Origin of the sequence: Paracoccus zeaxanthinifaciens ATCC 21588 (assembly GCF_000420145.1) — a bacterium.
GTDB lineage: Bacteria > Pseudomonadota > Alphaproteobacteria > Rhodobacterales > Rhodobacteraceae > Paracoccus > Paracoccus zeaxanthinifaciens.
Genome location: NZ_ATUJ01000002.1, coordinates 313789 through 325944, shown reverse-complemented (window position 1 = coordinate 325944; position 12156 = coordinate 313789). Strand labels below are relative to the sequence as shown.

Annotated in this window: 12 protein-coding genes; 7 read left to right on the top strand and 5 right to left on the bottom strand. The window is 65.9% G+C overall.

The window, feature by feature from the left end; translation table 11 throughout:
• The 4 genes from F804_RS0103320 to arsJ all read left to right on the top strand — a co-directional run.
• A partial coding sequence (locus F804_RS0103320; RefSeq protein WP_022706326.1) for an IS5/IS1182 family transposase occupies positions 1-282 on the top strand: 282 nt, incomplete at its 5' end.
• 119 nt (positions 283-401) lie between these two features.
• Positions 402-1235, top strand: coding sequence for an arsenate reductase/protein-tyrosine-phosphatase family protein (locus tag F804_RS0103315; RefSeq protein ID WP_022706325.1), 834 nt, complete (start codon positions 402-404; stop codon positions 1233-1235).
• Positions 1232-2230 carry an ArsJ-associated glyceraldehyde-3-phosphate dehydrogenase gene (locus F804_RS0103310; protein ID WP_022706324.1) on the top strand — a complete coding sequence of 333 codons (999 nt, stop codon included), beginning with the start codon at positions 1232-1234 and terminating at the stop codon, positions 2228-2230. The genes F804_RS0103315 and F804_RS0103310 overlap by 4 nt, the downstream gene beginning before the upstream one ends.
• Entirely contained in the window at positions 2227-3480 is a 1254-nt protein-coding gene (arsJ, locus tag F804_RS0103305) for an organoarsenical effux MFS transporter ArsJ (RefSeq protein WP_022706323.1), read from the top strand. Before F804_RS0103310 ends, arsJ begins: the two co-directional genes overlap by 4 nt.
• Before the next feature lie 69 nt (positions 3481-3549).
• On the opposite strand, the gene F804_RS0103300 is transcribed toward arsJ, so the two are convergent.
• Positions 3550-4290 (bottom strand): SDR family oxidoreductase, encoded by a 741-nt coding sequence (locus F804_RS0103300; protein ID WP_022706322.1) that lies wholly within the window; start codon positions 4288-4290, stop codon positions 3550-3552.
• Between the two features lie 101 nt (positions 4291-4391).
• Here F804_RS0103300 and F804_RS15510 point away from each other — a divergent pair, with 101 nt between their 5' ends.
• Positions 4392-5342: a LysR family transcriptional regulator gene (locus tag F804_RS15510; protein WP_022706321.1), complete on the top strand. Its 951-nt coding sequence runs from the start codon at positions 4392-4394 to the stop codon at positions 5340-5342.
• Between the two features lie 115 nt (positions 5343-5457).
• Here F804_RS15510 and F804_RS0103290 read toward each other — a convergent pair whose 3' ends face one another.
• The 4 genes from F804_RS0103290 to F804_RS0103275 form a co-directional block, all read right to left on the bottom strand.
• Entirely contained in the window at positions 5458-6039 is a 582-nt protein-coding gene (locus F804_RS0103290) for a hypothetical protein (protein WP_156845197.1), read from the bottom strand.
• Positions 6036-7223, bottom strand: a complete 1188-nt coding sequence (locus tag F804_RS0103285) for a DUF3500 domain-containing protein (protein WP_022706319.1) — start codon at positions 7221-7223, stop codon at positions 6036-6038. The genes F804_RS0103290 and F804_RS0103285 overlap by 4 nt, the downstream gene beginning before the upstream one ends.
• Before the next feature lie 289 nt (positions 7224-7512).
• Positions 7513-8748: a Zn-dependent hydrolase gene (locus F804_RS0103280; protein ID WP_022706318.1), complete on the bottom strand. Its 1236-nt coding sequence runs from the start codon at positions 8746-8748 to the stop codon at positions 7513-7515.
• Positions 8748-9938: a hypothetical protein gene (locus tag F804_RS0103275; protein ID WP_022706317.1), complete on the bottom strand. Its 1191-nt coding sequence runs from the start codon at positions 9936-9938 to the stop codon at positions 8748-8750. Before F804_RS0103275 ends, F804_RS0103280 begins: the two co-directional genes overlap by 1 nt.
• 154 nt (positions 9939-10092) lie before the next feature.
• On the opposite strand from F804_RS0103275, the gene F804_RS0103270 reads away from it, so the two are divergent.
• Positions 10093-10593 carry a MarR family winged helix-turn-helix transcriptional regulator gene (locus F804_RS0103270; protein WP_022706316.1) on the top strand — a complete coding sequence of 167 codons (501 nt, stop codon included), beginning with the start codon at positions 10093-10095 and terminating at the stop codon, positions 10591-10593.
• Between the two features lie 176 nt (positions 10594-10769).
• The gene (locus F804_RS0103265) at positions 10770-12116 is read left to right on the top strand and encodes a Na+/H+ antiporter family protein (RefSeq protein ID WP_022706315.1); all 1347 of its coding nucleotides are present in this window, start codon (positions 10770-10772) and stop codon (positions 12114-12116) included.
• Positions 12117-12156: the final 40 nt, after the last annotated feature.

The following is a 12156-nucleotide window of genomic DNA, read 5'->3' as shown; positions in this document are numbered from 1 at the left end:
AGCCTGCCTCGGGCGGACTGGCTGCTCGCCGACCGAGGCTATGATGCGGATTGGTTCCGCGACGCCCTGAAAGACAAGGGGATCAGGCCCTGCATCCCGGGCCGGAAGTCCCGCGGCAAGCCCGTCAAATACGACAAGCGACGCTACAGACGACGCAACCGCATAGAGATCATGTTCGGTAGGTTGAAGGACTGGCGGCGAGTAGCGACACGTTACGATAGATGCCCAAAGGTCTTCCTCTCCGCCGTCGCTCTCGCTGCCACCGTCATGTTCTGGCTGTGACCATCAATGAGTCTGGAGCCTAATGCCCGATGGCGGGACACCGTCAGCACCTTGAACGACGCACTCCGTCACAAAACCTTCACTTGGCAGGCGCTCTCTATTTTACTATTTCACGAAATATGAAAAAACAGTTCCCCGACCAGCTGTCCACCCTCGGCCACCCTCAGCGACTGGCGATCTTCCGGTTGCTGATGCGTCGCTATCCCGATCGCGTTCCGGCCGGAGAGATCGCCTCGGCGCTCGGCGTCAAGCCAAGCACCATGTCGACCTATCTGTCCGCGCTGACACGTGAAGGATTGGTGGATCAGCAGCGGTCCGGCACGTCGCTTCTTTACGCGATCGACATGACGACCGTGCAACGGCTGTTCGGATACCTGTTCGGCGACTGCTGCCGTGGTCGTCCCGAAATCTGCATGCCTTTCAGCACAGGAACCGCCCCCATGCCTGACCGGAAATACCGTGTCCTCTTCATCTGCGTGGGCAATTCCGCGCGGTCCATCTTCGCCGAATCGATCCTCCGCAAGGTGGCCGGCGACCGGTTCGAGGTCTTTTCCGCAGGCACCCGCCTCGGATCGGAACTGAACCCCTTCGCGGTCCAGATCCTGCAGGACAAGGGGCATGACGTCTCGGTCCTGCGCGCCAAGGACGTGTCCGAGTTCGCCCGCCCCGACGCGCCGCAGTTCGACTTCGTCTTCACCGTCTGCGATCAGGCCGCGAACGAGGAATGCCCCGCATGGGACGGTCAGCCGGTCAGCGGCCATTGGGGGATGCCGGACCCGGTCAAGGTCGAAGGCACCAATGCCGAGAAGGCGCTTGCCTTCCAGCAGGCCTACGGGTCGCTGAAGCACAGGATCGAAGCCTTCGCCGCCCTGCCGATCGGCACCCTGGACCGCATCGCATTGCAAAAGGCCGTGGATGACATCAGCCGCACCAGCCAAGAGACGCTCGCATGACCACCTACGCACTGAACGGCCTTGGCCGCATCGGCAAGCTTGCCCTGAAGCCCCTTCTGGAAAGCGGCGCCGAGATCGCCTGGATCAACGACGCCGTGGGCGATCCCGAGATGCACGCCCATCTGCTGGAATTCGATACGGTCCATGGCCGTTGGGATGCCGCGTTCTCACACGACGCCGACAGCGTCACCGTCGACGGCACCCGCCTGCCCTTCATCGGCGCCCGGACGATTTCCGACCTGCCGCTTGACGGTGTGGACGTGGTGATCGACTGCACCGGCGTCTTCAAGACCGAGGCCAAGCTTGCCCCCTATTTCGAGGCGGGCGTGAAGAAGGTCGTGGTCTCGGCCCCCGTGAAGGACGGAAATGCCGCGAACATCGTTTTTGGCGTCAACGACGACACCTACGATCCCGCCGAGCACCGCATCGTCACCGCGGCATCCTGCACGACCAACTGCCTGGCCCCGGTGGTGAAGGTGGTGCACGAGACCTTCGGCATCCGGCACGGCTCGATCACCACGATCCACGACGTGACCAACACCCAGACCATCGTCGACCGCCCCGCCAAGGATCTGCGTCGTGCGCGGTCTGCGCTGAATTCGCTGATCCCGACGACGACCGGCTCGGCGACGGCAATCACCCTGATCTATCCCGAACTAACGGGCCGTCTGAACGGCCATGCCGTGCGCGTGCCGCTGCTGAACGCGTCGCTGACCGATTGCGTGTTCGAGTTGCAGCGCGAGGTCACCGTGGCCGAGGTCAACGCCGCCTTCGAGGCCGCGGCCAATGGTCCCCTGAAGGGCATCCTCGGCTACGAGACGCGGCCCCTTGTCTCGACCGACTATACCAACGATGCGCGGTCTTCGATCATCGACGCGCCCTCGACCATGGTGATCAACGGCACCCAGCTGAAGGTCTATGCCTGGTATGACAACGAATGGGGCTATGCCAACCGGCTGGTCGACGTGGCGCTGATGGTCGGGGGTGCGCTGTGACCCCGCGCCCCGAGGGCATGTCCGCCTATGTCGCCGTCACGGCGGCGTACTGGGCCTTCATGCTGACCGATGGCGCGCTGAGGATGCTGGTCCTGCTGCATTTTCACACCCTGGGCTTCAGTGCCGTGCAGCTGGCCTATCTGTTCATCCTCTACGAGGTTGCGGGGATGATCACCAACCTCGCGGCGGGCTGGATCGCGTTGCGCTTCGGGCTGACCTCGACGCTCTATGCGGGACTGAGCTTGCAGGTGATCGCGTTGCTGGCGCTGGCGCAGCTCGATCCGGGGTGGAGCATCGCGGCCTCGGTCGTCTTCGTCATGTGCGTTCAAGGGCTTTCCGGTGTCGCCAAGGATCTTGCGAAGATGTCGTCGAAATCGGCGGTGAAGCTGCTGGCCCCCTCGGCCGATGGCGGGTTGTTCCGGTGGGTCGCGTTCCTGACCGGATCGAAGAACGCCGTGAAGGGGCTGGGCTTCCTGCTGGGTGCGGCACTTCTGGCGACCGCGGGCTTCGATGGGGCCGTGCTGGGCATGGCGGTCGTCCTTGGCGCGATCCTTGTCGCGGTCGTGCTGTTCATGCCCTCGGGCCTGCCCAAGGGCAGGAAGGGCACCAAGTTCTCCGAGGTCTTCTCGAAATCGGCCAACGTGAACTGGCTTTCGGCGGCCCGCGTGTTCCTGTTCGGCGCGCGCGACGTCTGGTTCGTCGTGGGCATCCCGATCTATTTCTACGCCGTGCTGTCGGACGGATCCGAGGCGGGCAACCGCGCGGCCTTCTTCATGATCGGCACCTTCATGGCGGCCTGGGTCATCCTCTATGGGATGGTGCAGGCCAGCGCACCGAAGATCCTGCGCGCGGCGGGCCGCCCCGAGGGCGAGCTGATCCGCGCCGCCCGTAGCTGGGCGATTGCGCTGTTCGTTGTGCCTGCGGTGCTGACGGTGGCCGTCGCGGTTTCGCCTGCGCCGCAGACATGGCTGACGGTCACGCTGGTCGTGGGGCTGCTGGCATTCGGGGCGCTGTTCGCCGTGAATTCCTCGCTGCACTCGTATCTTATCCTCGCTTTCTCGAAATCCGAGCGGGTCACGATGGATGTGGGATTCTACTACATGGCGAACGCGGCGGGTCGCCTGATCGGCACCCTTCTGTCCGGCCTTACCTACCAGATCGGGGGGTTGACCCTGGTCATGGGCACCGCAGCCGTCATGGTCGTCCTGGCGGCCCTGACTTCTGGCCGCCTGACCGACCAGACGGCCTGAGCCTTCGGGCCTGATCGCGGCGCGGGAGGTCATTCCCCGCCGCGATCAGGCCCCTGTCGGTCAGGTCGATCAGACCATGCCACCGTTGGCACGCAGCGTCTGGCCGTTGATCCAGCCACCGTCCGGACCGACAAGGAAAGAGACCGCCCCCGCGATGTCTTCCGGTTGACCCAGACGCTCCAACGGGTTCGCCTTGGACAGCGCCTCGATCTGCTCGTCGGACTTGCCGTCCAGGAAAAGCGACGTCGCCGTCGGTCCCGGCGCCACGGAATTGACCGTGATGTTCCGGCCGCGCAGCTCCTTCGACAGGATGTCGCCCATCACCTCGACCGCAGCCTTGGTGGCGGCATAGATGCCATAGCCCGTCAGCTTGGCCCCCACCACCGAGGTCGAGAGGTTCACGATCCGCCCCCCGTCCGGCATGCGCCGCGCGGCCTCGCGCATGGTGTTGAAACTGCCCCTGAGGTTGATGCCGATCATGCGGTCGAAGATCTCGTCCTCGCTGGCCGCCAGGGGCGAAAATTGCAGGATCCCGGCCGAGTTCACCACCACATCGGGGACCCCGAAGGCCGCGTTGGCGTCATCGAACAGCGTTGCCACCTGCGCCGGGTCCTGCACATCGGCCTGCGCTGCGATGGCGCGGCCCCCGGCTGCCTCGATGCGCGCCACGACATCATTGGCCGCATCCTCGTTTCCTACATAATTGACCACGACCGCGAAACCGTCCTGCGCAAGCCGTTCGGCGATGGCCGCGCCGATGCCCCGCGACGCGCCGGTGACCAATGCGGTCCTTGGGTGTTGCTGCGTCATTCATGCATCCTTTCTGTCCTGTCTTCAGGATTTCAGATAGGCAATTGCGCAGGGGAAATCATCCGGTGCTCATCGGCTTCAGAATCCGGGAAAGGCGAACTGTGGATCGAATAGAGGAGATGCGCGTCTTCGTCCGCGTGGCCGAAACGCGAAGCTTTCGCCGCACGGCGGAAAGCCTCGGGATTCCCAGGTCGACGGTCACGGATGTCATCAAGCGGATGGAGGCCCGCCTTGGCGTGCGCCTGCTGGACCGGACGACGCGTGTCGTCGCCCCGACGCTGGACGGCGAGATCTGGCAAGAGCGGTGCCGCGCGATCATCGCGCAGGTCGAGGATGCCGAGGCGTCCTTCGCCAGCGGGGCCGTCGCGGGGCGTCTGAGGGTGGATGTCCACGGCACGCTTGCGCGGCATTTTCTGCTGCCAGACCTGCCCGCGTTCCTTGCAAGGCATCCCGACCTGGACCTCGTCATGTCCGAAGGCGACCGCCTGGTCGACCTGATGGCCGAGGGCGTGGATTGCGTCATCCGTGTCGCCGAACCGTCGGACAGCGACCTGATCGTCCGCCGCCTGGGGACGCTGCCCGAAGCCACCGTCGCCGCGCCCGCCTATCTGGCACGTCACGGCATTCCGCGGACGCCGGACGATCTCGACGGTCACAAGGCGGTGGCGTTCCTGTCCTCGAAGACGGGGGCGGCGATCGATCCGGAGTTCACCCTGAACGGTCGGCAGGTCACCCGCCCGCTTCCCGCCGCGCTGACCACCACGGGGGCCGAGACGATGGTCGCGGCCGCACGGCTGGGCCTCGGCCTGATCCAGGCGCCCCGCTATCATCTGGCGGGCGATATCGCCGCAGGCCGTCTGGTCGAGGTGCTGCCCGAGTTCGCCCCTGCCCCGTCGCCGGTCGTCGCGCTGTATCCGCGTGACCGCCAACTCTCTCCTCGGCTGCGGGTATTCCTCGATTGGCTGGCCGACAGATCATTTGGTGAAGGGCTGCGGCCCAAGGCTGACCGCATTCCGTTCAAGTCCGCCAAACTCGGGTGGGCAGAGGCCTGACCGCCTTCAGATGCGTAGCATCTGTAATGCATGAAAACCCGCCAAGGGTGCCGCTGCAAATCTTCGCGGCGCCCCGTCCGAACATCCCGGACCTTCCCCTCGCCGCCACCAGCGGTCATTTCATCGCGAAAGATCCCCTTCGTTCCAGGCCGTCGTCAGGCGGGACAAGTGCCGTACCCTCGCCCGCATCGAGGTAACCGAACTCCGAGATCTGATGGGTTCCGCCGTCCGGTCCGTTCCATAGAACCGTGGCGCGGTGATTGCGCACCTCGTGCATCACCGCATCATATGTCAGCGTCGGGGCGGTCGAGAGATCCCCGACATCCTCGATCCGCCACTGGCTGACTATCAGGGCGAAATGTCCAAGGTGGTCATGATATGCGGATTGGATGCGCGCGTCGATCATCGTCAGGTTCAGGGGGGCGGCATCTTCCGTCACCGAAAGATGCTGCCCAAGATAGCGCCCCAAGGCCGCTGACAGGTCCTGCCGCACGGGCTGGCCTGCCGGCAGTGCCTCCAGGGCGGCAAGATCGGGTGCCGCGACGACCAGATCCTCGACCGGGAACTGGATCGTCAATTCCAGCGCGTCCCCCTGCTTGCGCAGCAGCAGCACACTGCCGGGCAGCGCATGGGCAAGGACGGCCCCCGCACTGCCGGCAAGGACCGCGACCGCCAGCATCGCAGCGCGGAGGTTCACTTCTGCTGCCCGCCGTAATCGTCGTTCAGGTCGCGCCAGACCGAATGGGGATGGTTCCCGACCTTCTCGGTGGACTTGTTCGACTGCAACGAGAACTCGATCCACAGCGACGGCCCATGCACCCGGACATAGTCGTCCTCGGAGCTCAGCTGCGGCGTGCCGGAATATCCCAGATAGGTCTCGGACAGCTCGGAGCCGTATTTCTCCATATAGGCTTCGGCATCGGCTTGCGCGATGTCGCCGACATAGGTCCGGATCGCGGTCAGAAGCAGCGCGGTCTGGTCGTCATCCAGTTCGGACACCGGCAGCCCCTCGAAGCTGTCCGGTATCGCGTCGTCTGCCTGCGGCCCCGCAAGGATGTCGCGATAGGTTCCCTCCAGCTGGGCAGCCGCCTTCTGGTCATCCGAAAGCTGGCTGAGCAGCGTGGCGAAGGCATCGCGTTCCTGCGTCAGCGGCTGGTTCACGCGGCCGTTCATCTCGAAATAGGGGAACGGCTCGACGCCCCGGAAGGAAGGCGTGGCCCCGGCCAGCTGCCCGTCGACATAGGTGTTGGCGAATGCCATGTGGTGGCCGCCGTAATACAGCTCCCACACCCCCGTGGGACCGGGCGTGCCAAGGAAGGCGAACTTGGTGTTGTAGGAGGAATATCCCGCCTTGTAGTCGGTGCTGACGGTGTCGATGTAGTCGTCGGCGTTCAGGGTCTGGACCATCTCGTCCCAACCCTCATTGGTCTGGCTGCCGGTCGCTTCCATCATGATCGCCTTGACCAGCCCGCGCTGGCGGGTGTTCAGCTCTCCCAGAAGGACGCCCGGGCGCTTCGGGAAGGCCCCTGCAGGCAGGTTGCTCCAGTATTCGGCCTCGGTGCGGGAATAGTCCAGCTGCAGCTTTTCAAGGATGTCCTCGGAAACATCGGCCTTCAGCAGGTCGATCAGGCACAGCATCCGGTCGTAACCCGGCGTATCCCCGCATCCCCCGGCATCCTCGGGGATCGGCACGGTTTCCATCAGCGTGCTGGTATCGCCCATGCGCGCCTGCAGCGCCTCGCTCAGCGCCTGGTCCTCCTCGGACCTGGGCGGGGGACCGCCATCGCCCGGCGGCGGGCCATCGTGGCCCTGTGCAAGCACCGGAGAAACCAGAAGCGCGGCCAAAGCGGCGGCGCAGGCAAGTTCGAGGCGATGCGACATTATCGATCCTTTTGCGGCAAGGCTGCGTTCGTCTCCGAAGGTGGGCGGAGCCGGCAAGAAAGGCAAGGCGATACCCGGCCAGCGAACGCGCACATGGCGGGCATTTCGGCTCGTGCCGGGGTCGGCATTGGGCGGAAGAAAGCTCATCGCCGTGAGATTGGCCTGATTGCCGCTTTGACGCGGCAGCCTATCTACGCGGCCCGCAACTGCATCTCGAACGTCACAGCGGCGGGGCTGTCCCATCCCGAGGCCCCGCCGGATCTTCCTGATCGAGCAAGGGCGCGGCCCGTCACGCCGCCAGCTTGCGGGCGGTGCGGAAATAGACCTCGATGCCGCGGGTCAGCTGGTCGTAGTCGGTCCATTCCTCGGGAGTGTGGGATATGCCGTCGCGGCTGGGCACGAAGATCAGCCCGACGGGTGCGATCCGCGACAGCACCATCGCGTCATGCCCCGCCCCGCTGGTCATGGCCCGCCACGCGAAGCCGCATTCCTCGGCCGAGGCGACAAGCCCTGCGCGGATATCCTCGGACATCGGCGTTTCGGGGACAGACAGCAGTTCCTCGACCTCGGTGCGGAAGCCGTCGCGGTCCAGATCGGCCAGGCGGGCGCGGATCGCGGTCTTGATCGCCGCGACCGTCTCGGCCCGCTCGGCGCGCGCGTCGATGCTGAAGGCCGCAAGGTCGGGGATGACGTTCGCTCCGCCGGGCTGCACCTCGATCTGACCGACGGTCACGACCGCGGCGGGGTCGATCGCCGCCGCCAGCGCGGGCAGTTCCGCGATCACGCCCGCCGCCGCGACCAGCGCATCGCGGCGGCCCGGCATCGGCGTCGTCCCCGCGTGGCCCGCCGCGCCCCCGATCCGCACGGACAGCTGCGACAGCGCGACCACCGCGCCGACGATGCCCACCGCATCGCCCGTGCTTTCAAGGATCGGCCCCTGTTCGATATGCAGCTCGAGAAAGGCGTGGATGCCGCCTTCGGGGATCACGGCCTGGTGCGCCAGGCCAAGATCCAGTCCGAAGCCCGCCATCGCGTCGCGCAGGGCAATCCCCTGCCCGTCCGCCATCGTCCCGAGCGTGTTCTGCCCCAGCTGCCCCGTCAGGATACGAGAGCCGAGCAGCCCGCCGCCGAAGCGGCCGCCCTCTTCCTCGATCATGGCGATCACCTCGATCGGGCGGCGCGGGCGCTCGCCCAGCTCCTGCAGGCAAAAGGCGGTCTCGATGGCGGCGACGACGCCTGCGGGTCCGTCGAAGGCCCCGCCATTCGGCACGCTGTCGATATGAGAGCCGATCAGCACGGGCGGCAGCGAAGGCTCGGTCCCCTCCAACCTGCCGAACAGGTTGCCGACCGCGTCGATGCGCGTGGCAAGACCTGCATCCTCCATCCGGCCGCGCAGGTAATCCAGCGCATCGCGGTGCTGCTGGCTGTAGGTCAGCCGCGTCGTCCCCCGTCCCGGCGTGGCGGTGAAGGTCGCCAGCGTCTCGATCATCTGGCGGATGCGCGTCTCGTTTGCGTGAAGTGTCATTACAGAAGCCCCGCGAAGATACCGGCCAGAAGCACGGACACGATGGTGACGGTGACGAAGCCCGCCACCAGCATGGGCGGCAGCATATGCGCCGACAGGATGCCGCGTTCCTCAGGGTCGTCGGACAGGGCGTTCACGACCTCGTTCGTGATGACGTAATCGGCAGGGAAGCCGTAAAGCGCCGTCAGGGAACAGGCGAAGGCCATTTCCGGCGTGCTGCCCAGCAGGCGCCCCGCGATGAACGAGAAGACGTACATCCCTGCGATGCCCACGAAGATCGCGCCGAACATCGGCCCCGCCAGATCCAGCAGCATGTCCGGGGTGGCGCGGTTCAGCCCGCCCAGGATGAACAGCATCAGCACCATGATGACGAAGCCGAAGGAATTGGCCTGCTGCAACGGCTGCCGTTCAAGGAACCCGACCGAGGATGCCACGACCCCCGCCACGAGGCACAGCACGAAGGGGCTGATCTGGAAGTAGGGGCTCACGAGCTGCGCGGCACCCCAGGCAAGGAAGGCCACGATGCCAAGGCGGAACAGCTTGAAATACACCGTGTCGTATTCGGCGGGCAGGCTCCGGAACATGGCGGGGCCGGAAGCGGTCGCGGTGGGCTTGACCTGCGCGACCTCAGCGGGGCCGTTCCAGCGGCCCGCGCGGTGCAGCGCCAGCACGCGCCGCCCCTCTCGCTGCAGCATCCACGAGGTCAGCGGATACCCGACGAAGCCCTGCATGACATAGATCAGGATCGCCAGCACCGCGAGGCTTTCAAGCCCCGCATTCGCCGCGGCCTCGGACATGATCAGCGACGAGACCACGCCCCCGGTCAGCGGCGGCGTCACCACGACGATCGTCTCGAAGTCCAGGAACAGCCGCCCGACGGTGAACAGCATCGCGGCGATCCCCGCGATCCCCAGCAGCGCGATGACCACCGTGCGCCACTGGCGGCGCAGTTCCTGCACCGACAGAAGCGTGCCCATGTTGGTGATCAGCAGGTACATCGACAGGTAGACGACCGGCGTGCCGAAGCCCGCGACCTGCACGATGTCCTCGGGGAAGAAGGTCCAGTATCCCAGCAGGAACAGCACCGCGCAGACGAAGATGGACGGCAGGCGCGACCGTGTCCGCGTGGCGGCGACATCGCCAAGGAACAGGATCAGCGTCAGCAAGGCGAAGGCGGCAAGTTGGGGCATCGGGCTCTCGTCTGGATACGGGTTCGTCGGATTGTTACATCCACGTGGATGTATTTCGCAAGGAGTGCTATTGCTGCGGCCCGAAAAATGAAAGAATGCATCGCGCAAAGCGTCAGCACCCCTGACGCATCACCCGGAACCGGAAGGAGGCCACGTGCGATACGAGACCGACGACATCCTGCGCGAGACCTTCAGCTCGGACCTGCGCTATCTCATGGCCGCAAGCTTCATCGTGCTGGCGAACAACCAGGTATCGAACCGCTTCTTCGAGAAGGATTACGGCATGCCGGTCCATGCGTGGTCCGCGCTCTATGCCGTCGTGCGCTTTCCGGGCCTGCTGGCGCGGGACATCCAGTCGCTGTTTCCCCGGCCGCAGAACTCGATCAGCCGCGCGGTTTCGCTGCTGCGCGAGCGCGGCTGGATCACCACGCGCACGAACGAGGATGACAGCCGCGCCAAGCACCTGTTCCCCACCGACGAGGGCCGCCGCGTCCTGGCCGAAATCGAGGCCCGCGTGCTGCGCAGGCAGGACGAGATCTTCGGCGGGCTGAGCGCGGCGGAACGCGACCAGTTCCTGCATCTGTGCCGCAAGGTGATCGAAGGCGGCGGGCTGCGCAGCTCGGACGCGCTGCGCCCGACGGACGATCCGCAATAGGCGCATTCGACGCCTTCATCCCGGCACCCACATCGGCTAAGGCCGCTGGCATCGAAATCGCGGCCTGACATCGACGCTCGGACCGTATCACGGGGCGCGGGCATGTCGTTCAGGCCATCCTGCCCCCGCAGACCCACCCGTCCACCCGACGGGCAAGGCTTCATGAAGGAGGCAAAATGAATGCTGTCGTAGTCGCCGTCGTCACGATGATGGTGCTGAGCCTGATCCGCGTGCCGGTGATCGTCGCGCTGATCGTGGCAACACTGGTCGGCGGGCTGACTGCCGGAATGCCGATCACAGAGATCGTCGCATCCTTCGAATCCGGCCTGGGCGAGGGCGCGACCGTCGCGCTGTCCTATGCGATGCTGGGCGCCTTCGCGGTCGCGCTGTCGCGGTCGGGGCTGACCCACCTGCTGGCGACGCGCATCGCGGGACTGGTCGGCGCGCGCAGTTCGGCCAGCAGCGGCATGTATGCGGCGATGGTGATCTATGCCGCCTTCCTGCTGACCGCGACCCTGGCCGAGACGCTGGTCCCCGTCCATATCGCCTTCATCCCCATCCTGGTCCCGCCGCTTCTGGCGGTGATGAACCAGTTGCGCATCGACCGCCGCGCGGCGGCCTGTGCGCTGACCTGCGGGCTGGTCTTCGCCTACATGCTGCTGCCGGTGGGCTTCGGGTCAATCTATCAGGACAAGATCCTGACCAAGAACATCAACCTTGCGGGCGCGGATCAGGGCTTCGAGATCAGCGCCTCGATCGTGCCGATGGCGATGCTGATCCCGTCACTGGGGATGCTTCTGGGCCTGCTGGTCGCGGTCGTCTTCTCGTATCGCGCGCCGCGCGACTATGCGACGGCACGGATCGGCGCGGCAGCGGGCGAGACCGCGCCCGCCGACCACGCCATGACACCGCTGCAGCTGGCGCTCAGCCTTGCATCCATCGCGGTGGCGCTGGCGGTGCAGCTGTCCAGCGGCTCGATGCTGCTGGGCGGGCTGGTCGGCTTCGCGGTGCTCAGCCTTGGCGGGTTCTTCCAGTGGAAAGAGGTCGACGACGTCTTCGTGCTGGGCCTGCGGATGATGGCGCTGATCGGGTTCATCATGGTCACCGCGCAGGGCTTCGCGGCGGTCATGCAGGCCACCGGCGCGGTCCCCGAACTGGTCGAAAGCTCGGCCGCGCTGATCGGCGACAGCAAGGGCCTTGCGGCCTTTGTGCTGCTGGCGGTCGGGCTGCTGATCACGATGGGGATCGGGTCGTCCTTCTCGACCGTGCCGGTCATCGCGCTGATCTATGTGCCGCTGTGCATCAGCTTCGGCTTCTCGCCCATGGCGACGATCGCGCTGATCGGGACGGCGGGCGCGCTTGGCGATGCGGGATCGCCGGCATCGGATTCCACGCTCGGGCCGACGGCGGGACTGAACGCGGACGGCCAGCACGACCATATCCGCGATACCGTCGTGCCGACCTTCCTGCATTTCAACCTGCCGCTGCTGGCGGCGGGCTGGATCGCGGCGATGGTCCTGTGACCCATGCGCCTGCCCGGAGACCGCTCCGGGCAGGCGTTTC

Coding starts and splice junctions, on each gene's coding strand:
- F804_RS0103285 (WP_022706319.1), bottom strand. CDS start 7,223: ATGTCGCATCGCCTCGAACTTGCCTGCGCCGCCGCTTTGGCCGCGCTT.
- F804_RS0103280 (WP_022706318.1), bottom strand. CDS start 8,748: ATGACACTTCACGCAAACGAGACGCGCATCCGCCAGATGATCGAGACG.
- F804_RS0103310 (WP_022706324.1), top strand. CDS start 1,232: ATGACCACCTACGCACTGAACGGCCTTGGCCGCATCGGCAAGCTTGCC.
- F804_RS0103265 (WP_022706315.1), top strand. CDS start 10,770: ATGAATGCTGTCGTAGTCGCCGTCGTCACGATGATGGTGCTGAGCCTG.
- F804_RS0103315 (WP_022706325.1), top strand. CDS start 402: ATGAAAAAACAGTTCCCCGACCAGCTGTCCACCCTCGGCCACCCTCAG.
- F804_RS0103275 (WP_022706317.1), bottom strand. CDS start 9,938: ATGCCCCAACTTGCCGCCTTCGCCTTGCTGACGCTGATCCTGTTCCTT.
- F804_RS0103300 (WP_022706322.1), bottom strand. CDS start 4,290: ATGACGCAGCAACACCCAAGGACCGCATTGGTCACCGGCGCGTCGCGG.